19 protein-coding genes are annotated in these 19,051 nt (G+C 70.8%); 8 read left to right on the top strand and 11 right to left on the bottom strand.

Translation table 11 applies throughout. The annotated features are described in order from the left end of the window. Window positions 1-18 precede the first annotated feature (18 nt). The gene (locus tag ABD858_RS13255; RefSeq protein ID WP_345036926.1) at window positions 19-249 is read right to left on the bottom strand and encodes a DUF4287 domain-containing protein; all 231 of its coding nucleotides are present in this window, start codon (window positions 247-249) and stop codon (window positions 19-21) included. Window positions 250-533: 284 nt separating this feature from the next. Between ABD858_RS13255 and ABD858_RS13250 the strand changes: the two genes are divergently transcribed. Beyond that, window positions 534-860 carry a hypothetical protein gene (locus tag ABD858_RS13250; RefSeq protein ID WP_345036924.1) on the top strand — a complete coding sequence of 109 codons (327 nt, stop codon included), beginning with the start codon at window positions 534-536 and terminating at the stop codon, window positions 858-860. On the opposite strand, the gene ABD858_RS13245 is transcribed toward ABD858_RS13250, so the two are convergent. The 3 genes from ABD858_RS13245 to ABD858_RS13235 form a co-directional block, all read right to left on the bottom strand. Continuing rightward, window positions 857-1,657 carry a hypothetical protein gene (locus tag ABD858_RS13245; RefSeq protein WP_345044492.1) on the bottom strand — a complete coding sequence of 267 codons (801 nt, stop codon included), beginning with the start codon at window positions 1,655-1,657 and terminating at the stop codon, window positions 857-859. The genes ABD858_RS13250 and ABD858_RS13245 overlap by 4 nt on opposite strands. 814 nt (window positions 1,658-2,471) lie before the next feature. Continuing rightward, window positions 2,472-3,692 carry an acetyl-CoA C-acetyltransferase gene (locus ABD858_RS13240; protein WP_345036922.1) on the bottom strand — a complete coding sequence of 407 codons (1,221 nt, stop codon included), beginning with the start codon at window positions 3,690-3,692 and terminating at the stop codon, window positions 2,472-2,474. Window positions 3,693-3,963: 271 nt separating this feature from the next. After that, window positions 3,964-4,968: an SGNH/GDSL hydrolase family protein gene (locus tag ABD858_RS13235; protein WP_345044489.1), complete on the bottom strand. Its 1,005-nt coding sequence runs from the start codon at window positions 4,966-4,968 to the stop codon at window positions 3,964-3,966. 156 nt (window positions 4,969-5,124) lie between these two features. On the opposite strand from ABD858_RS13235, the gene ABD858_RS13230 reads away from it, so the two are divergent. Continuing rightward, window positions 5,125-6,510, top strand: a complete 1,386-nt coding sequence (locus ABD858_RS13230; protein WP_345036920.1) for a cystathionine beta-synthase — start codon at window positions 5,125-5,127, stop codon at window positions 6,508-6,510. A 267-nt stretch (window positions 6,511-6,777) separates the two neighbouring features. Here the strand turns inward: ABD858_RS13230 and ABD858_RS13225 are convergent, their stop codons facing one another. Beyond that, window positions 6,778-7,197 (bottom strand): hypothetical protein, encoded by a 420-nt coding sequence (locus tag ABD858_RS13225; protein WP_345036918.1) that lies wholly within the window; start codon window positions 7,195-7,197, stop codon window positions 6,778-6,780. Window positions 7,198-7,372: 175 nt separating this feature from the next. On the opposite strand from ABD858_RS13225, the gene ABD858_RS13220 reads away from it, so the two are divergent. Further along, the gene (locus ABD858_RS13220; protein ID WP_345036916.1) at window positions 7,373-8,209 is read left to right on the top strand and encodes a MurR/RpiR family transcriptional regulator; all 837 of its coding nucleotides are present in this window, start codon (window positions 7,373-7,375) and stop codon (window positions 8,207-8,209) included. Between the two features lie 57 nt (window positions 8,210-8,266). On the opposite strand, the gene ABD858_RS13215 is transcribed toward ABD858_RS13220, so the two are convergent. The 5 genes from ABD858_RS13215 to ABD858_RS13195 all read right to left on the bottom strand — a co-directional run bounded on the left by ABD858_RS13215 (window position 8,267) and on the right by ABD858_RS13195 (window position 11,773). Continuing rightward, a complete protein-coding gene (locus ABD858_RS13215) occupies window positions 8,267-8,641 on the bottom strand; it encodes a hypothetical protein (protein ID WP_345036913.1) in 375 nt (124 codons plus the stop codon). A gap of 29 nt (window positions 8,642-8,670) precedes the next feature. Further along, a complete protein-coding gene (locus ABD858_RS13210; RefSeq protein ID WP_345036911.1) occupies window positions 8,671-9,066 on the bottom strand; it encodes a roadblock/LC7 domain-containing protein in 396 nt (131 codons plus the stop codon). Window positions 9,067-9,104: 38 nt separating this feature from the next. Further along, entirely contained in the window at window positions 9,105-9,866 is a 762-nt protein-coding gene (locus tag ABD858_RS13205; RefSeq protein WP_345036909.1) for a transcriptional regulator, read from the bottom strand. Next, window positions 9,863-10,258 (bottom strand): hypothetical protein, encoded by a 396-nt coding sequence (locus ABD858_RS13200; RefSeq protein ID WP_345036906.1) that lies wholly within the window; start codon window positions 10,256-10,258, stop codon window positions 9,863-9,865. The genes ABD858_RS13205 and ABD858_RS13200 overlap by 4 nt, the downstream gene beginning before the upstream one ends. A gap of 156 nt (window positions 10,259-10,414) precedes the next feature. After that, complete coding sequence (locus ABD858_RS13195) at window positions 10,415-11,773, bottom strand: type III PLP-dependent enzyme domain-containing protein (RefSeq protein ID WP_345036904.1); 1,359 nt, start codon at window positions 11,771-11,773, stop codon at window positions 10,415-10,417. A gap of 120 nt (window positions 11,774-11,893) precedes the next feature. Between ABD858_RS13195 and hutU the strand changes: the two genes are divergently transcribed. The 4 genes from hutU (at window position 11,894) to hutI (ending at window position 17,425) form a co-directional block, all read left to right on the top strand. Then, window positions 11,894-13,558 (top strand): urocanate hydratase, encoded by a 1,665-nt coding sequence (gene hutU / locus ABD858_RS13190; RefSeq protein WP_345036902.1) that lies wholly within the window; start codon window positions 11,894-11,896, stop codon window positions 13,556-13,558. 65 nt (window positions 13,559-13,623) lie between these two features. Next, window positions 13,624-14,829 carry an allantoate amidohydrolase gene (locus ABD858_RS13185; RefSeq protein ID WP_345044486.1) on the top strand — a complete coding sequence of 402 codons (1,206 nt, stop codon included), beginning with the start codon at window positions 13,624-13,626 and terminating at the stop codon, window positions 14,827-14,829. Beyond that, window positions 14,820-16,157, top strand: coding sequence for a formimidoylglutamate deiminase (locus ABD858_RS13180; RefSeq protein ID WP_345036900.1), 1,338 nt, complete (start codon window positions 14,820-14,822; stop codon window positions 16,155-16,157). The genes ABD858_RS13185 and ABD858_RS13180 overlap by 10 nt, the downstream gene beginning before the upstream one ends. Before the next feature lie 38 nt (window positions 16,158-16,195). Then, window positions 16,196-17,425, top strand: coding sequence for an imidazolonepropionase (gene hutI, locus ABD858_RS13175; protein ID WP_345044485.1), 1,230 nt, complete (start codon window positions 16,196-16,198; stop codon window positions 17,423-17,425). Between the two features lie 65 nt (window positions 17,426-17,490). Here the strand turns inward: hutI and ABD858_RS13170 are convergent, their stop codons facing one another. Continuing rightward, window positions 17,491-18,372, bottom strand: coding sequence for an RNA polymerase sigma factor SigF (locus ABD858_RS13170; RefSeq protein WP_345036897.1), 882 nt, complete (start codon window positions 18,370-18,372; stop codon window positions 17,491-17,493). A gap of 229 nt (window positions 18,373-18,601) precedes the next feature. On the opposite strand from ABD858_RS13170, the gene ABD858_RS13165 reads away from it, so the two are divergent. Further along, window positions 18,602-18,973: an STAS domain-containing protein gene (locus ABD858_RS13165; protein WP_345036895.1), complete on the top strand. Its 372-nt coding sequence runs from the start codon at window positions 18,602-18,604 to the stop codon at window positions 18,971-18,973. Window positions 18,974-19,051: the final 78 nt, after the last annotated feature.

Raw genomic sequence — 19,051 nt, 5'->3', positions numbered from 1 at the left:
AGCTTTCCGTCCACAGCACTAGAGCAGGCGGCGCGCCGCCCGCCTCAGGTCGTACTCATGGACGATCGCTTTCGCGTGGCCGTAGGCGAGGTCGTACTCGCTCCGGAGCCAGCTGACCTTCTCCTCGAAACGCAGCAGAGCGGGGCCTTCTTCGACGGTGCGTAGCCACTCGGACACTTCACGGCCGGTGCAATGAGGGATGCGGGAGAGCAGATTGCGATGGGTCTCTTCGGAGAAGACTTGGGACATCGGCGCCTCCGGAACGCATTGCGTGGGGTTCCCCCTGCTCATGGTGTCCCCTCCCCCCGCTCATGGGCCCTCTGCTCATGGTGTCCACCCGCTCATGGGATCCCCCCCCGCGCTCGAGCAGAGCCGAGAGCTTGGGGGAGAAGCCGAGAGTTCGGGGAGAAGCCGAGAGCTTGGAAGCCGAGAGTGGAGGAGAAGCCGAGAGCTCGGGGGAAGGTCCTTCACGCCACCGTGCCTGAGCGTTCGCGTATTGGCAACACTCCGGACCGGGCGCGTAGGGTCGCGTCGTGCTTGACGTGACTCCTCTGACCGCTGCCGTGGACCGTTTCGCCGACCGCCTGCGGGCGGCGCCCGAGAGCCGGCTGCGCGTCGGCGCCGCGGCGGAAGGCCTCGCCCTCGCCCGGGAACTGGCGCTGCGCGCGCAGCGCCTGGAGACCCCGGAAGGCCCGCAGCGCACCATGCCCGACGCCGGGCTCTTCGCGGTCGCCGACCAACTCGCGGTGGCGGGTCATGACTTGGCGCTGGCGCTGCGCGCGCGGGAAACGGCCCCGTCCGGAGAACTGGACGAGGCCGTGAGGCTGGTCGAGGAGGCGGAGGCCCGGGCGCTGCGTTAGAGAGACGTGATCACGCGGTCGGCGAGGACGAAGATGGTCTCGTCGCCGCAGAGGAAGGTCAGCGCGTACGAACCGGAAACCCTGGAACCTCCGAGCAGCGCCGGGGCGTCGCCCGCGCGGAGCGAATCGGCGAGCCGTTCCGCGGTCTCGCGGTGGCCGGGGGTCATACAGAGCGTCGTACCGTCCTCGAAGACATACACATCGAGGGTGCCGAGCGGTCCGGGACGCACGTCGATGAGCGTCGTGCCGGCCTCGGCGAGCTCTTCCAGGCGGGCCAGGGTGCGCTCGTGGTCGGTCACGACCGGCGTCTGGACGGGGACGAAGTCGGGGTGCGAGGGATGGCGGCGGCGGGCCGCGGCCAGTTCGGGGGAGTCGTCCGGGAAGGGGTCGAACGTCTCGGTCGCGTCCAGGGCCGCCTCCAGCGCGTCGGCCTCCAGGCCGGTGAAGTCCGTCTGACGGGGCAGGAAGAAGGCGGCGTCGTCGCCGAGTCCCGCCAGACCGCCCAGCGGTGAGGGGGCGTCGGCGGCGTCGCGGGCCTCCTGTGCGGCCCAGAAGGCGCGTGCCTCGGCCAGTTCGCGCTCCCGCTCCTCGGCGAGCGCCTCGGCGACGGCAGCACGTATATCGGCGGCGGGGGTGTGCCGGGACTGCGCTGGGACGGTGGCGCTGCGGCCCTCGTTCGCGGCGGCGAGCTCGACGCGGAGGGCGGTGACCTGCTTGCGCAGCCCATGAGCGGCATGCAGGGCGGCAGCGCCCACGGCCGTGGCAGCGGCCGTGGTCAGCAGCAGGGCAAGAGGCATCGCACTCACTGACGTACTCCCGGTTTCAGTCCTACCCCCGACGGTCCCACGACTGTCTACATCAGCTTGGAGCGGACCCGCTCCTCTTGTCAGTGCATTACGTCACCGAATGGACAGGACTTTGGACCTCGTTTTTAACCTTGACTGCTTGTGACCTGCGGGAATGGTGCTCCCCCAGGAGATAGGTCACATCCTGGGGGAGATTTGGTCACGACTGGGGCGCGATGGGATTGAAGTGGTCGCGCTGCGCTTCGCTTCCGCTGCGGGCAGGTGCCGCCCTCGTTCCTCGGGCGACCCCTACCCTCCGTTGCAGCTCAGCTCAGCCGCTCGTTTTGTCTGTCGCGCTGCGCTTCGCTTCCGCTGCGGGCAGGTGCCGCCCTCGTTCCTCGGGCGACCCCTACCCTCCGTTGCAGCTCAGCTCAGCCGCTCGTTTTGTCTGTCGCGCTGCGCTTCGCTTCCGCTGCGGGCAGGTGCCGCCCTCGTTCCTCGGGCGACCCCTACCCTCCGTTGCAGCTCAGCTCAGCCGCTCGTTTTGTCTGTCGCGCTGCGCTTCGCTTCCGCTGCGGGCAGGTGCCGCCCTCGTTCCTCGGGCGACCCCTACCCTCCGTTGCAGCTCAGCTCAGCCGCTCGTTTTGTCTGTCGCGCTGCGCTTCGCTTCCGCTGCGGGCAGGTGCCGCCCTCGTTCCTCGGGCGACCCCTACCCTCCGTTGCAGCTCAGCTCAGCCGCTCGTTTTGTCTGTCGCGCTGCGCTTCGCTTCCGCTGCGGGCAGGTGCCGCCCTCGTTCCTCGGGCGACCCCTACCCTCCGTTGCAGCTCAGCTCAGCCGCTCGATGACCATCGCCATGCCCTGGCCGCCGCCGACGCACATCGTCTCCAGTCCGAACTGCTTGTCGTGGAACTGGAGGCTGTTGATCAGCGTGGTGGTGATGCGCGCGCCGGTCATGCCGAAGGGGTGGCCCACGGCGATCGCACCGCCGTTGACGTTCAGCTTGTCGATGTCGATTCCCAGGTCCCGGTAGGACGGGATGACCTGCGCGGCGAACGCCTCGTTGATCTCGACCAGGTCGATGTCGTCGATGGTCAGTCCGGCCCGCCGCAGCGCCTGCTTGCTGGCCTCCACCGGTCCGTAACCCATGATCTCCGGGGACAGGGCGGAGACGCCCGTCGAGACGATCCGGGCCAGCGGGGTCAGGCCCAGCTCGCGGGCCTTGGTGTCGGACATGATGACGAGGGCCGCGGCGCCGTCGTTGAGCGGGCAGCAGTTACCGGCGGTGACCAGGCCGTCGGGGCGGAAGACCGGCTTCAGGCCCTGGACGCCCTCCATCGTGACGCCGGCGCGCGGGCCGTCGTCCTTGCTGACGACCGTGCCGTCCGGCAGCGTCACCGGGGTGATCTCGCGCTCCCAGAAGCCCTTCTTGATGGCCTCCTCGGCGAGGTTCTGGGACCGTACGCCGAACTCGTCCATCTCCTGGCGTGTGATGCCCTTGAACCGGGCCAGGTTCTCCGCGGTCTGCCCCATCGCGATGTACGCGTCCGGGACAAGGCCGTCCTCGCGCGGGTCGTGCCAGTCGGAGCCCTCGCTCTGCGCGACGGCGGCGGTACGGGCCTCGGCTTCGGCGAAGAGCGGGTTGTGCGTGTCCGGCAGGCCGTCGCTGGTGCCCTTCCCGGACCGGGACACCGTCTCGACGCCGGCGGAGATGAAGACATCGCCCTCACCGGCCTTGATGGCGTGCATCGCCATACGGGAGGTCTGCAGCGACGAGGAGCAGTAACGGGTGATCGTGCAGCCGGGGAGGTGGTCCATCCCCATCTGCACGGCGACGATACGGCCCAGGTTGTGGCCCTGCTCACCGCCCGGCATACCGCAGCCGAGCATCAGGTCGTCGATCTCGCGCGGGTCCAGCTCCGGGATCTTCGCGAGCGCGGCCTGGATGATGGTCGCGGTCAGGTCGTCCGGGCGCACATCCTTCAGCGACCCCTTGAACGCGCGGCCGATGGGGGAGCGGGCGGCAGAGACGATCACGGCTTCGGGCATCACGGCTCCATGTGGAAGGTGCGGCGCGCAGCGCCTCGTTGAGGGGTGGTGGTCGGGCGACGGGAGGGATGAGGGCAGGGCTCGAGGTGAAGTTACCTGCCCGTACGGTTTGCGGTCACGGCCGGCGCCGTGTGATACAGACCTCTTTTCTAAGCAAACGCTCAGCCTGCAGGGTGTCTATTCCCGATGGGGGGCTGCGCTCAGCGCGGGGCGGCGCCGAACCGGACCACCGGCCCGCACCCGGCGCCCGCCCGGAGGACGACTGGCCCGGTTACGCGTCGCGGTGGGCCGCCGGGGCCGGGGCGGGCGCGGGGGCCGGGGGGACCGGCTCCGCGGGGAGGCGGCGGCGCCGCCGGTGCTTGAGCAGAGCCCACGGCGCACGCGCACCCGTGACCTCCGTGCCCGCCTCCTCCGCTGCCTCCGCGGCCGCCTTGGCCACCGGCAGCAGGTCCTCGTCGCGGGAGGCGTCCAGCCGGTCCGTCTCCGGCCACAGTGCGAGCGCCGCGCACAAGGTGGGCAGGACCGCCATCGCCGCCGTGGCGTAGCCCTCCGCCGAGGGGTGGTAGTTGTCCGGGCCGAACAATTCCCGCGGGTTCGCCGCGAATTCCGGGCCCAGCAGGTCGCCCAGGGACACCGTACGGCCCCCCTGCTCGACGGATCCGATGGTCTGCGCGGCGGCCAGCTGCCTGCTGACCCGCCGCGCCAGCCAGCGCAGCGGCTGGTACACCGGTTCGATCGTGCCCAGGTCGGGACAGGTGCCGACGACCACCTCGGCCCCCGCCGCGCGCAGCCGCCGTACCGCCTCCGACAGATACCGCACCGACTGCGTCGGCGGCATCCGGTGGGTGACGTCGTTCGCGCCGATCATGATCACGCACACGTCGGGGGTGCGTGACGCGTCCGCCAGCAGGAGGGTCACCTGGCGTTCCAGATCGTCGGACCTCGCCCCGGGCAGCGCCACGGTGTGCAGGTCCACCGGCCGCTCGGCGACCGCCGCGAGCCCCGAGGCGAGCAGCGCTCCCGGCGTCTGACCCACCCGGTGCACCCCCTGCCCGGCCGCCGTCGAGTCGCCCAGCATGCCCAGCCGCAGCGGATTCGCTCCGCCCGCGAAGGCCGTCCCGTACAGACCGTCCGCGCACGGCGGATCGGTGAGTCCGTTGCCCACCGCGCGCCGCGCCAGCTGGACCTCGGCCAGCAGCAGGCCCACCGCCGCCGCGCCGAGCAGTCCGATGCCGCCGCCGCCGTATGCCGCGCCCGCGGCGATTCGTCGCGCCACCCTCGCCCTGGACACCGCCACCTCCTCGTAGCCGACTCACCACCTAACTGCCCGGTAGCGGGTACGGCTCAATCCCGACAATCCGGCGAGGAGGTGAACCTTTCACGGCCGCCCGCATACGCTGGCGGCATCAACACGGAGACCCCGGAGAACACGGTGCAAATCCACGATTCGATGATCAGTCTTGTCGGCGACACCCCGCTGGTGAGGCTCAACAACGTGACCGAGGGCATCCAGGCGACGGTCCTGGCCAAGGTCGAGTACTTCAATCCCGGCGGGTCGGTCAAGGACCGCATCGCCCTGCGCATGATCGAGGCCGCCGAGGAGAGCGGGGAGCTCAAGCCGGGCGGCACGATCGTGGAGCCGACCAGCGGCAACACGGGTGTGGGCCTGGCGATCGTGGCGCAGCAGAAGGGCTACAAGTGCATCTTCGTCTGCCCCGACAAGGTTTCCACCGACAAGATCAACGTGCTGCGGGCGTACGGCGCGGAGGTCGTGGTCTGCCCGACGGCTGTGGCTCCGGAACACCCGGACTCGTACTACAACGTTTCCGACCGGCTGGTCCGTGAGACCCCCGGCGCATGGAAGCCGGACCAGTACAGCAACCCGAACAATCCGTTGTCCCACTATCACTCGACCGGCCCCGAGCTGTGGGAGCAGACGGACGGCAGGATCACCCATTTCGTCGCCGGCGTCGGCACCGGCGGCACCATTTCCGGCACCGGCCGCTACCTCAAGGAGGTCAGCGACGGCAAGGTGCAGATCATCGGCGCGGACCCGGAGGGCTCGGTCTACTCCGGCGGCTCCGGACGCCCGTACCTCGTCGAGGGCGTCGGCGAGGACTTCTGGCCCACCGCCTACGACCGCACGGTCACCGACCGGATCGTCGCCGTGTCGGACAAGGACTCCTTCCAGATGACCCGCCGCCTCGCCAAGGAGGAGGGCCTGCTGGTCGGCGGCTCCTGCGGCATGGCGGTCGTCGCCGCGCTCGAGGTGGCCAAGGACCTCGGCCCGGACGACATCGTGGTCGTCCTGCTGCCGGACAGCGGCCGCGGCTACCTGTCGAAGATCTTCAACGACGAGTGGATGGCCGATTACGGCTTCCTGGAGGAGGCCGGCCCGTCCGCGAGTGTCGCCGATGTCCTCGGCCACAAGGAGCACGGCCTGCCCTCGCTCGTGCACATGCACCCGGACGAGACGGTCGGCCAGGCGATCGACGTGCTGCGCGAATACGGCGTCTCGCAGATGCCGATCGTCAAGCCGGGCGCCGGCCACCCCGATGTGATGGCCGCGGAGGTCGTCGGCTCGGTCGTCGAGCGTGAGCTGCTCGATGCGCTGTTCACCAAGCGGGCCTCGCTGGACGACCCGCTGGAGGACCATATGAGTGCCCCGCTGCCGCAGGTGGGCTCCGGCGAGCCGGTGGAGGACCTGATGGACGTACTGGGCAAGGCCGACGCGGCGATCGTGCTGGTCGAGGGCAAGCCGACGGGCGTGGTGAGCCGTCAGGACCTGCTGGCGTTCCTCGCCAAGGGCGGCAAGTAGCCGGGAGCTTCGCGAAAACGGTACGAGCGCGACACATGGCGGCAGCACCCGCTTAACACGCGTCGGGCACATTGGGGGCTGTCGGCGGGGCAGGACAGGCACCGCCGGCGCCACCAACGGCGCCATGGACTTCCGGAGCGGCTCCCGGACCTCCCTGGGCGCCCGGACGCGGAGACCAGGCTTCGACCAGGTCCGTGTCCCTCGCGGGGACCGCCGTCGTCCCGCCCCCCGGCTCGCCGGGGGTGCGGCGGTCCCCGCGCTATTTCTTCAGTCCTCCCAGTCCAAGGACTTCTTCCGTCCCCTGCCGCGTATCCATGGCCAGGGGCGGGAGGAGTGGACCACGTTGACGCCGAAAATGCCCGCCCAGGCGACCACCAGACCGAAAAAGCCCGCCTGGGCCACGGCTATCGCCGACAGCGGGATGGCGAGGACGAGCGAGACCATCGCCAGGCCGAACCGCTCCCCGAAGCTCTCCTCGGAGCGCGCCGGACGGCCGCCTCTGGCAACGGCCGTCTGCTGTTCGGCGAGCTGACGCCGCACCCGGCGGTCGACCGTGCCGTCGAGGCGCTGCTCGACCTTCTCCAGGAACGACTCGACGAGCGCGGCGTCGTACTCGACCCCCAGCTCCCTGCGGGCGTGCAGGGTGGCGGCGAGTTCCTTCTTGAGCTCTGTGTCGCTGGCTTCCATGGTTTTCACGGTAGGGACCGAAGGCGTCCACCACAGTGGGGATATCCCCCCTTTTTTCCTTCGGGAGAAGGCGACCCTCAGGTCCTGTCCGGCCGATCATGCCGGGCTCGCGGGGGAAGGCGACGCCACTGCATATGCTTATGCAGAGCTCTTCGTGACTGAATTGGGGGACGGTATGAGCGACAGCCCGGCGGCGCGACTGCAGCAGCTGTTCGAGGGACACCGGCTCACTCCGACCCAGCGGCGTATCGCGCACTGCATGGTCCGCCAGGCCGCCGATGCGCCGTTCCTGTCCAGCGTGGAGCTGGCCGAACTCGCCGGGGTGAGCCAGCCTTCCGTCACCCGGTTCGCGGTGGCGCTCGGCTTCGACGGCTACCCTGCGCTCCGCAGGCACCTGCGCGAGGTCGGGCCCGCCACGCCGGCCGCCGTCGACCCCTCGTACAACGAGTACCAGCAGGCCGTGCACGCCGAGATCGAGAACCTTCGGCATCTGGCCGGCCTGCTCGCCGATCCCGCTCCGGTCCAGCGGGCGGGCCGGCTGCTGGCCGCCTCCCGGCCGCTGCCCGTCCTGGGACTGCGCGCCGCGTCCTCGCAGGCCCGGGGCTTCGCATACTTCGCGGCGAAGGTACATCCGGACGTCCGGCTGCTCGACGAGGGCGGCACGATGCTCGCCGATCGCATCGACGCGGCGCAGCGCGCCGGTGCGAGCGCGCTGCTGTGCTTCGCGTTGCCACGCCATCCACGCGAGGTGGTCGACGCCTTGGCCTACGCGCGCGAGAAGGGCCTCACCGTGGTGACGGTCGCGGATTCCGCGTTCGCGCCGGTGGCCGGGCACAGTGACCTGCTGATCCCGGCCGCCGTGGGCACCGGCCTCGCCTTCGACACGGCGTGTGCGCCGATGCTGCTGGGCCGGGTGCTGCTGGAGGCGATGTGCGACGACCTGCCGGATGCGCAGGCACGGCTCGAGGAGTTCGACGCGCAGGCCTCCGCGCGAGGGCTGTTCGTCGAGTGACGCACAGGCATCGGGCGCCGCACCGGATGTGGTGCGGCGCCCGATGTCAGGAGCTGGTCAGACCTCCAGCTCGGCCTCGATCTTCTTCAGCTGGTGCCGGGCCATCGCCAGGTTGGCCCGGCCCGAGTCGAGGGCGATGTAGAGGAAGAGCCCGTTGCCGCCGCGCCCCTTGAGCAGCCGGATCAGGTGGTACTGGGTGCCAAGGGTGATCAGGATGTCCTCGATCTCCTCCTTGAGGTTCAGCTGCTCCATGGTGCGCAGCTTCGCCCGTACCACGTCGGTGTTGCCCGCGGCGGCCACCGTGAGGTCGAGGTGCTTGCCGCCGCCTATGGTGCCGAGGGCCATGCCGCTGGTGTAGTCGACGAGGGCAGCGCCGATGACGCCCTCGATCGCGGTCATCGCTTCCTTGAGCGAGGTTTCGGTGTTGGCCATGGGAGCTGTACTTCCTTTCGCCTGAGGGTTCAGGTGTTCTGGTCGGAGCGTTCGAGCGCGCCGTCGACGAGTTCGCCGATGCGCGCTCCGGACCGGCGGGCTTCCAGATGCAGCCGGCCCACATTGATGCGCGGTTCCGCGAGGACGGTGAGTACGGCGGAGGAGCCCGCCGCGTACGTCGCCACATAGCCCTGATCGCCGCGCACCAGCAGCTCGCGGAAGCCCCCCTGCCTGGTGGCCTCCGTCAGCCGGAGCGCCACCCCGAGGGCGGCGGCGGTGAGCGCGGCGACGCTCTCCGCCTCCACGTCCGCCGTGTCCTGGGCGACCACGAGACCGTCGACACTGGCCGTGAGGGTTCCGGTCAGCTGGGGCAGCCGGGCTCTCAGCCGGCGCAGTTCGTCGAGCACTTCGGCGCTCGCCGTCATCAGCTGTCTCCTCTCGGCGCGCTGCCTGAGCGCGCGAATCACAGCGTTGCCTCCAGGGCGTCACGAACCCGGCGGAGCAGGGCGATGTCCGGATCGGCCGGGGTCTCCGCGAACAGGACGGGGGCGGCCGGAGGTGGCGAGGCCCGCGCGCGCGGGCGGGGTGTCTCGACGATTCCGGCGGCCGCGAGACGTCGTACGTCGACCAGGGTGTGGAACGCCGGACGGCCCAGCACCCGGGCGATGTCCCCCGGCGTGCGCACGCCGTCCGCGAGGTCGAGCACGTCACGCTGCCGGGGGGCGACGGGGATGTCGAGCGCCCGGGGTGTCCGCACCACGGGTGTGGTGTCGGTCTCCGGGTGGGCCCAGAGCCGGTCCAGCAGCAGCCGGCGGCGCAGCGTCTCGCGCGCGACGGCCTCGGCGGGCACGGGGCGTACGGTCCCGATCCAGTGGGCCACTCCGTAACGGAAGCGGGTGGGGCCGCTGCTGGGTGCCAGCACGAAGAACGCGGCGTCGTACAGCGCGCCCAGATGACAGATCTCCAGCTCGCCTCCGGAGACCCGCCCGCTGTCGACCAGGTAGCGGCCCACCCGGCCGAAGGGGCCGGCCTGGTCCAGGGCGTCCCGCCAGCCTTCCGCGGGCAGCCGGCCGCCGGCGGTGAGAAGGACGTCGATGCCGGGGGCCGCGGGGCTTTCGGCATGCACGACCTGGCCGTCCGCGAGGTAGAGGGTGCCCCGGTCCCGGAGCAGCGCGCCGGTGGCCTGCTCCGCCGCGAGTCTTGCCAGCATCGGCGAGATGGTCATCCCAGCACCAGCCGTTCGGCTATGGAGCCCAGCCGGATCCGGGCGAGCGCGAGATTGCCCTCCTCGCGGTCGAGCCACAGATGCAGGAAGACACAGCTGTCGAAGGTCGTCTCCACGAACCGCAGCAGGTGGTAGCCGCTGCGGTTCGTGAGAATGACGTCCTCGACCGTCGGCCCCTTGGCGGTGTCCGCGGTGTCCTCGGGGGCGAAGGTGGGGTACTCCGCCGCCATGCGAGCCAGCTCGGCGGTCTCGGCGGCGGCGGTCTCGTGGTCCTGGCCGGGAGGGTCTCCCACGGTGCCGAGCGCGAGTCCGCTGGTCCAGTCGACCACTGCGGCGCCGCGCGCGCCGGGCAGAAGCATGGCTTCCAGGAGACACTCGTCGATTCCGGGCACGCGGAACTCCCCTCCACCGTGGTGTGCGGGTGCTTCTTCCGCACATCGGTGACGTCGAAGTTACGCACGGTGCAGGCGACCGGTGGAAGTTCTGGCAATTTCCAGCGGTACATGCGCGCGTTCCGCTAAGGTCCGCCCCCCGGTTCAGCGGGCCCGCTACTCCTGGCCGCCGCCCATGCCGAGCAGGGCGTCCGGAGTGCTGCCGCCCGACTCCGCGACGATCTCTTCGACGGACTGCGGGGCGCGTACGGTCCGGAAGCGCACCCCCTCCGTGCCGGCCGTGAAGCCGTGGACGCCGGGCCTGGCCAGGCTGTTGTACGCGTAATGGTGGGCGAAGTAGTACGCCCCGGTGTCCAGCACCGCCACCCAGTCGCCCGGCTCCAGCAGCGGCAGCGGCCGGTTCTCGGCGAGCAGGTCGCCCGCGAAGCAGGCCGGCCCCGCCACGTCCTGGGCCACGTCCGGGCCTGCCTTCGGGCGGCCCTTCGCGTCGTACGCGGCGATGCGCAGCGGCCAGGAGGCGGGGGCGTAGACGGTACGGGCGGCGATCTGGACGCCTGCGTGCGTCACCGCGATGGGGCGGCCTCCGGCGGTCTTGGTGTACTCGACACGGGCCAGCACCAGGCCGTGCTTGGCCAGCAGCGACCGGCCGAACTCGGTGACCAGGCCGTAGCGGCCGTCGAGCAGCCCGGGGACCTCGCGGGCGAGGAGGCGGGCGTAGTCGGCGTAGCTCGGGGTCTGTGCGTCGGAGGCGAAGTTGACCGGGAGTCCGCCGCCGATGTCGATCGTGTCGATCTGCCGCCGGCCCGCCGCGCCGTTGATCTCCTCGGCCAGTTCGTACGCCGCCCGGACGCCGGAGGCCAGCAGCTCCAGGGGCAGGCCCTGCGAGCCGGAGTGGGTGTGCAGCCGGGTCAGCCACGGCCGGTCCAGATACGCCCGCACGACCCAGTCGCGGGCACCCTCGTCGCGCAGTGCCACGCCGAACTTTGAGGTGGCGGTGGCCGTGGACAGCGCGCCGATGGAGCCGGCGCCGATCTGCGGGTTCACGCGCAGGCCGATCGGCGAGGAGGTCGGCGCGGCATGCACGAGCGCGTCGAGGCGGGCCAGCTCCTGCGGGTTGTCGGCGTTGACGGCGATGCCGAGGCCGAGGGCCTCGCGCAGCTCCGTGCCGGTCTTGGCGGGGGAGTCGAGCACGGTTCGCTCGGGGCGTATCCCGGCGGCGCGGGCCAGCGCCAGCTCACCGGGGCTGGCGACCTCGGCGCCGAGCCCCTCCTCGTACAGCAGCCGCAGTACGGGCACGAGCGGTGACGCTTTCACGGCGAAGGCGTGCAGTACGGGTGTCCCGGCCGGTACGACTGCCTCGAACGCGGCGCGCAGGGCGGTGGCGGAGCCCCGGATGCCCGTGACGTCGAGCAATGCGGTGATCGGTGAGCCGGGGCCGGCGAGGCCCTCCTCCAAGGCGGCCGTCACGGCCTGGTCGCGGCGTGCTGCGGATTCATTTCCTGTGTCCGATGCCATGGCATTCAGCCAATCATCCGCCGGTCGGACGTGTGGAGGCACCCGGGGATTGACTAGTTCTATTCAGAACGTCAGGATGTGAATATCCACTGCAATGGCGTTTTGTCGAGGAGGCAGACCATGTCAGGACCCCGGCCGGTACGGGCACCGCGCGGTACGGAGCTGAGCGCCCTGGGATGGCAGCAGGAAGCCGCCCTCCGCATGCTCCAGAACAACCTCGACCCCGAGGTCGCCGAGCACCCCGACAAACTCGTCGTCTACGGCGGCACCGGCAAGGCCGCCCGCGACTGGCGTTCCTTCGACGCGATGGTGCGCACGCTGAAGACCCTCAAGCAGGACGAGACGATGCTCGTCCAGTCCGGCCGTCCCGTCGGCGTCATGCAGACGCACGAGTGGGCGCCGCGTGTTCTGATCGCCAACTCCAACCTCGTCGGTGACTGGGCCAACTGGGAGGAGTTCCGGCGCCTCGAGGCCCTCGGCCTCACCATGTACGGCCAGATGACCGCCGGTTCCTGGATCTACATCGGCACCCAGGGCATCCTCCAGGGCACGTACGAGACCTTCGCCGCCGTCGCCGCAAAGAAGTTCAGCGGCACCCTCGCCGGGACGATCACCCTGACCGCCGGCCTCGGCGGCATGGGCGGCGCTCAGCCGCTGGCCGTCACGATGAACGACGGCGTCGCCATCTGCATCGACTGCGACCCGCGCGCCATCGAGCGCCGCATCGAGCACCGCTACCTCGACGTGAAGGCCGACTCGCTGGACCACGCCCTCCAGCTCGCCGTCGAGGCCCGCGACGCACGCAAGCCGCTGTCCATCGGCGTCCTCGGCAACGCCGCCGAACTGGTGCCGCAGCTGCTCGCGATGAACGCCCCCATCGACATCGTGACCGACCAGACGTCGGCCCACGACCCGCTGTCGTACCTGCCGATCGGCGTCGACTTCGACGACATGCAGTCCTACGCGGCCGAGAAGCCCGCCGACTTCACCCAGCGCGCCCGTGAGTCGATGGCGCGTCATGTCGAGGCCATGGTCGGCTTCATGGACGCCGGCGCCGAGGTCTTCGACTACGGCAACTCCATCCGCGGTGAGGCCCAGCTCGCCGGGTACGACCGGGCGTTCGCCTTCCCCGGCTTCGTACCGGCCTACATCCGCCCGCTCTTCTGCGAGGGCAAGGGCCCCTTCCGCTGGGCCGCCCTGTCCGGCGACCCCGCCGACATCGCCAGGACCGACAAGGCCATCCTCGACCTCTTCCCGGAGAACGAGTCCCTCGCCCGCTGGATCAAGATGGCCGGCGAACGCGTCCACTTCCAGGGCCTCCCGGCCCGTATCTGCTGGCTCGGCTACGGCGAGCGCGACAAGGCCGGCGAGCGCTTCAACGACATGGTCGCCTCGGGCGAGTTGGCGGCGCCGCTGGCCATCGGCCGCGACCACCTCGACTGCGGCTCCGTCGCCTCCCCGTACCGCGAGACCGAGGCCATGCTCGACGGCTCCGACGCGATCGCCGACTGGCCGCTGCTCAACGCCATGGTCAACGTGGCCTCGGGCGCGTCCTGGGTCTCCATCCACCACGGCGGCGGCGTCGGCATGGGCCGCTCCATCCACGCCGGCCAGGTCACCGTGGCGGACGGCACGAAGCTCGCCGGTGAGAAGATCCGCCGCGTCCTGACGAACGACCCGGGCATGGGCGTCATCCGCCACGTCGACGCGGGCTACGACCGCGCCGACGAGGTCGCCACGGAGCGCGGCGTCCGCGTCCCCATGCGGGAGGGCGAGCAGGCGTGACGAGTCACGACGGGCGGTACCGGAACGGTGCCGCCCCGGTGGGGGCCGCGCCCTCGTTCCACGAGATGTGGGCCGATCTGCGCCCCATCGGGCGCAACGCGGACAGCGGCGGGTATCGCCGCTACGCCTGGACCGGCGCCGACGTCGAGTGCCGGGACTGGTTCCGCACGCAGGCCGAGGCCCGCGGACTGACCTACGAGGTCGACCACAACGGAAACCAGTGGGCCTGGCTCGGTGCTGCGACATATGAAGACGTCGCCGCCGGGGACGCCGTGGTCACCGGCTCCCACCTGGACTCCGTACCGGACGGCGGGGCCTTCGACGGCCCCCTCGGCGTCGTGTCCTCCTTTGCCGCGCTCGACGAACTCCGGCGCAGGGGAGTGGCGTTCACCAGACCGCTCGCGATCACCAACTTCGGCGACGAGGAAGGTGCCCGCTTCGGCCTCGCCTGTGTCGGCTCACGGCTCACCGCCGGGCAGCTGACCGTCGAGGCCGCGCACCGGCTGCGTGACGCCGACGGGATCAGCCTGCCGCAGGCGATGGAGAAGGCCGGGTACGACCCCTCCGCCCTCGGCCCGGACCCCGAACGTCTCGCCCGCATCGGTGCGTTCGTCGAGGTCCACGTCGAGCAGGGGCGAGCCCTCGACCTGTCCGGGGACGCGGTCGGCATCGCGAGTGCCATCTGGCCGCACGGCCGCTGGCGCTTCGACTTCGCGGGCGAGGCCAACCACGCCGGTACGACCCGGCTGGCGGACCGGCGCGACCCGATGCTCACCTACGCCGAGACGGTCCTCGCCGCCCGCCGTGAGGCCGAACTCGCGGGCGCCCTGGCCACCTTCGGCAAGGTGGCCGTCGAGCCCAACGGCGTCAACGCCATCCCCTCCCTCGTCCGCGGCTGGCTGGACTCCCGGGCCGCCGACCAGTCCACGCTGGACACGGTCGTCGCCGCGATCGAGCAGGCCGCGAAGGAGCGGGCCGAGCGCGACGGCGTGGATCTGACGGTCGTACGCGAGTCGTTCACCCCGGTCGTGGAGTTCGAGCACGCCCTGCGCGACGAACTCGCCAAGATCCTGGGCGGGCAGGTTCCCGTCCTCGGTACGGGCGCGGGACACGACGCCGGAATTCTCTCCGGGTCGATCCCGACCGCCATGCTGTTCGTACGCAACCCCACGGGCGTCTCGCACTCCCCGGCCGAATTCGCGGCCGAGGACGACTGTGTCGCCGGGGTCCTCGCACTCGCCGACGTACTGGAAGGGCTGGCGTGCAGGTGACGACGTACTGGCTGGAGCACGCCTGGCTCGGCGACCGGGTCGAGCCGGGCGTGGCCCTCGATGTGGCCGACGGCCGTATCACGGCGATCCGCACCGGGGTGGAGGCCCCGCCGCCCGGCGCGGAGGTCCTGCGCGGACTGACGATCCCCGGTCTCTCCAATGCCCACAGCCATGCCTTCCACCGCGCCCTGCGCGGCACCGTCCAGGTGGGCAGCGGTACTTTCTGGACCTGGCGCGAGGTGATGTACCAGGTCGCCTCCCGGCTGACGCCGGACGCGTACCACGCGCTCGCCAGAGCGGTGTACGCCGAGATGGCCCTCGCCGGGATCACCTCCGTCGGTGAGTTCCACTACCTCCACCACGCGCCCGGCGGCGCCCCCTACGCCGATCCCAACGCCATGGGCGAGGCGCTGATCGCGGCCGCCGCCGACGCGGGCATCCGGATCACGCTGCTCGACACGGCGTACCTCTCCTCCGGCTTCGGGGAAGCCCCGAACCAGCACCAGCTGCGCTTCTCCGACGGCACCGCCGAGGCCTGGGCGGAGCGCGCGTCGCTCCTCAAGGACCGTGAGCACGCCCGTATCGGCGCGGCCATCCACTCCGTACGGGCCGTGCCCGCGGATCAGCTGTCCACGGTGGCGCGGTGGGCCGAGGCCCGCCGTGTCCCGCTCCACGTCCACCTCTCCGAACAGACAGCGGAGAACGACGCCTGCCTCGCCGCGCACGGGGTCACCCCCACCCGGCTGCTCGCCGACCACGGGGTGCTGGGCCCGCGCACCACGGGTGTGCACAACACCCACCTCACCGACGAGGACATCGCGCTGCTGGGTGGTACCACCACGGGCACATGCATGTGCCCCACCACGGAACGCGACCTGGCCGATGGCATCGGCCCCGCCGTCGCCCTTCAGCGCGCGGGCTCGCCGCTCTCGCTGGGCAGCGACAGCCATGCGGTGATCGACCTGCTCGAAGAGGCCCGGGCGATGGAACTGGACGAACGCCTGCGCACCCGCACCCGCGGGCACTGGACCGCGAACGCCCTGCTCCGCGCCGCCACGGCCGACGGCCACGCGGCCCTGGGCTGGGACGAGGCGGGCCGGATCCAGGCGGGCGCGCTCGCCGATCTGACGACGATCGCGTTGGAATCGGTCAGGACAGCGGGACCCCTGCCGCGTCTGGCAGCCGAGACGGCGGTATTCGCAGCGTCGGCGTCAGACATCCGGCACACGATCGTGGGTGGCCGCCATGTCGTACGAGACGGGGTCCACCAGCTCGTACCGGACGTACCCCGGGCCCTCGCGGACTCGATCGCCGCCCTGCGCGGCTGAAGGAGAGACCTCTCATCATGAACACCGGCCCCGCGGCAATGAACAACCCCCCGGCGACCTCCACCCCCACGAGCACGAACAGCCCTGTGGCGACGGTCACCACCGCCATCGTCAACATCGCCAGTCTGGTCACCAACGACCCCTCCCTCGGTGACGGAACCCCTCTCGGCCTGATCCAGGACGCGGCCGTCGTCATCGACGGCGACCGCATCGTCTGGGTCGGTGAATCAAGCAAAGCACCCGCCACTGACAATCGGGTCGACGCCGAGGGCCGGGCCGTCATCCCCGGTTTCGTGGACTCGCACTCGCACCTCGTCTTCGCCGGCGACCGTACCCAGGAGTTCAACGCCCGGATGTCGGGCCGGAGTTACACCGCCGGTGGTATCCGGACCACCGTCGCCGCCACCCGTGCCGCGTCCGACGAGGAGCTGGAGGCCAACCTCCTGCGCTATCTCGACGAGGCGCTCCGTCAGGGAACCACCACCTTCGAGACCAAGTCCGGCTACGGGCTCACCACCCACGACGAGGCCCGCGCCCTGCGCATCGCCGCGCGGCACACCGACGAGGTGACGTACCTCGGCGCGCACATCGTGTCGCCCGACTACGCCGACGACCCGGCGGCGTACGTGGAGCTCGTCACCGGCGACATGCTGGACGCGTGCGCACCGCACGCCCGCTGGGTCGACGTGTTCTGCGAGAAGGGCGCCTTCGACGGCGACCAGGCGCGCGCCATCCTCACCGCCGGCAAGGCGAAGGGCCTGCACCCCCGGGTGCACGCCAACCAGCTCGGCTACGGCCCGGGCGTGCAGCTCGCCGTCGAGCTCGACGCGGCGTCCGCCGACCATTGCACCCATCTGACCCAGGAGGACGTGGACGCGCTCGCGAACAGCCGCACGGTCGCCACGCTTCTCCCCGGCGCGGAGTTCTCGACGCGGGCCGAGTGGCCGGACGCACGCCGCCTGCTCGATGCGGGGGTGACGGTCGCGCTGTCCACGGACTGCAACCCGGGGTCGTCCTTCACATCCTCGATGCCGTTCTGCGTCGCCCTTGCCGTACGGGACATGCGGATGACGCCGGACGAGGCGGTCTGGTCCGCCACGGCCGGCGGCGCGGCGGCCCTGCGCCGTACCGACATCGGCCGTGTCGGCCCGGGCGCCCGCGCCGACCTGGCCCTGCTCGACGCCCCGAGCCATGTCCACCTGGCGTACCGCCCGGGTGTGCCCCTGGTCACCGAGGTCTGGCGGCGCGGCGAGCGCATCGCCCGATGACGTGGAGGCGGTGGCTACGGCGCTCCGACGAGCGCCGGTCGGCCGCCGTCGCCGGAGCGCCGCGTTCAGTCCTCCGTGGTCAGGCCTTTGCGCAGCCTGCGCAGTGTGCGTGACAGCAGCCGTGAGACATGCATCTGCGAGATGCCGAGCTCCTCGCCGATCTCCGACTGGGTCATCCCGGCGAAGAACCGCAGTGAGAGGATCTTCCGCTCCCGGGCGGGGAGTCCGGCGATCAGCGGCTTCAACGACTCGACGTATTCGATGCCTTCGAGTCCATGGTCCTCGTAGCCGATACGGTCCGCCAGCGCGCCCTCGGTGTCGTCCTCCTCGGGCTGGGCGTCGAGGGAACTCGCGGTGTACGCGTTGCTCGCCGCCATGCCCTGGACGACCTCGTCCTCGGGAATGCCGAGCTCTGCCGCGAGTTCGCCCACGGTGGGGGCGCGGTCGAGCCGCTGGGCGAGGTCGTCCCCGGCCCTGGCGAGGTCCAGGCGCAGTTCCTGGAGCCGTCGCGGGACACGCACGGACCAGGAGGTGTCGCGGAAGAAGCGCTTGATCTCGCCGATGATGGTCGGCATCGCGAAGGTCGGGAACTCGACGCCCCTGCTCAGGTCGAAGCGGTCGATCGCCTTGATCAGGCCGATGGTGCCGACCTGGACGATGTCCTCCATCGGCTCGCTGCGGGAGCGGAAGCGCGCGGCGGCGAACTTCACCAGGGCCAGGTTGAGTTCGACCAGCGTGTTGCGGACGTACGCGTATTCGTGTGTGCCCTCTTCCAGGGAGTCGAGGCGTCCGAAGAGCGTCTTCGACAGGGCCCTGGCGTCCAGAGCGCCCACCTGGTCGTACGGGGGGATCTCGGGAAGACCCTCAAGTCCTTCGAGGCCCGCGTTGATTTCGGGGTGGTGCGTTGCCGACGTCGCAGGGTGCGATTCGCCGAGCCGGGGTGACATGGATCTCCTCCATCGTGTCGTTCGCGGTGTGCGGCGCCTCCGAAGCCGGCCGTGTGAAGAGTTGTCCCTACTACGCCTACCCGCTCCCCATGGGCAGTTGCAAGTGACGAATGTCCATATATGTCGCATTTATATGGGAGTTTGGGTGCCGAGCGTCGCTGCGAAGGCGTAATGTTCTTCACGCGTCAACGACGGCAGTGGCAGCGACGGAACGGCGAAGAGGGGCGGCATGGACCGCGGAACGGTCGGCAGTGTGAACCGGGGCCGACTCCGGGTCACCGTTCGCACCGAGGGGCGGAGCGAGATCGTGGCCCCGGTGGGTGAGCTCGACCACAGCAGCGCGGATCTGCTCAGGGTTCCGCTGGAGGACGCGGTCGAACAGGGCCGTACGCGCCTGGTCGTGGACTGTTCCGGGCTGGAGTTCTGCGACTCCACCGGACTCAATGTGCTGCTCGGGGCCCGGCTGCGCGCCGAGGCGGCCGGGGGCGGGGTTCATCTGGCCGGGATGCTGCCCATGGTGGCCAGGGTCTTCGAGATCACCGGAGCGGGCGCGGTCTTCACCGTGCACGACTCGCTCGAAACGGCACTGTCCGACGGCTGACCGCCGCCCCCCGCCCGTGACAGATCACAGGGGCGGGAAAGTGTCGTCACGATCAGGCCGGGCAGGCGACCCCAGAAT

The sequence above is a fragment of the Streptomyces sannanensis genome (genome assembly GCF_039536205.1).
Lineage (GTDB): Bacteria > Actinomycetota > Actinomycetes > Streptomycetales > Streptomycetaceae > Streptomyces > Streptomyces sannanensis.
The sequence above is the reverse complement of the archived record's forward strand: the minus strand, read 5'-3'. Positions and strand labels throughout refer to the sequence as shown.

What these genes read in the sequence shown, in the direction of transcription:
- ABD858_RS13185 (WP_345044486.1), top strand. Translation starts at nt 13,624, where the DNA reads ATGTGGGCCGATCTGCGCCCCATCGGGCGCAACGCGGACAGCGGCGGG.
- hutU (WP_345036902.1), top strand. Translation starts at nt 11,894, where the DNA reads ATGTCAGGACCCCGGCCGGTACGGGCACCGCGCGGTACGGAGCTGAGC.
- ABD858_RS13205 (WP_345036909.1), bottom strand. Translation starts at nt 9,866, where the DNA reads ATGACCATCTCGCCGATGCTGGCAAGACTCGCGGCGGAGCAGGCCACC.
- ABD858_RS13220 (WP_345036916.1), top strand. Translation starts at nt 7,373, where the DNA reads ATGAGCGACAGCCCGGCGGCGCGACTGCAGCAGCTGTTCGAGGGACAC.
- hutI (WP_345044485.1), top strand. Translation starts at nt 16,196, where the DNA reads ATGAACAACCCCCCGGCGACCTCCACCCCCACGAGCACGAACAGCCCT.
- ABD858_RS13225 (WP_345036918.1), bottom strand. Translation starts at nt 7,197, where the DNA reads ATGGAAGCCAGCGACACAGAGCTCAAGAAGGAACTCGCCGCCACCCTG.
- ABD858_RS13165 (WP_345036895.1), top strand. Translation starts at nt 18,602, where the DNA reads ATGGACCGCGGAACGGTCGGCAGTGTGAACCGGGGCCGACTCCGGGTC.
- ABD858_RS13245 (WP_345044492.1), bottom strand. Translation starts at nt 1,657, where the DNA reads ATGCCTCTTGCCCTGCTGCTGACCACGGCCGCTGCCACGGCCGTGGGC.
- ABD858_RS13170 (WP_345036897.1), bottom strand. Translation starts at nt 18,372, where the DNA reads ATGTCACCCCGGCTCGGCGAATCGCACCCTGCGACGTCGGCAACGCAC.
- ABD858_RS13210 (WP_345036911.1), bottom strand. Translation starts at nt 9,066, where the DNA reads ATGACGGCGAGCGCCGAAGTGCTCGACGAACTGCGCCGGCTGAGAGCC.
- ABD858_RS13240 (WP_345036922.1), bottom strand. Translation starts at nt 3,692, where the DNA reads ATGCCCGAAGCCGTGATCGTCTCTGCCGCCCGCTCCCCCATCGGCCGC.
- ABD858_RS13195 (WP_345036904.1), bottom strand. Translation starts at nt 11,773, where the DNA reads ATGGCATCGGACACAGGAAATGAATCCGCAGCACGCCGCGACCAGGCC.
- ABD858_RS13215 (WP_345036913.1), bottom strand. Translation starts at nt 8,641, where the DNA reads ATGGCCAACACCGAAACCTCGCTCAAGGAAGCGATGACCGCGATCGAG.
- ABD858_RS13255 (WP_345036926.1), bottom strand. Translation starts at nt 249, where the DNA reads ATGTCCCAAGTCTTCTCCGAAGAGACCCATCGCAATCTGCTCTCCCGC.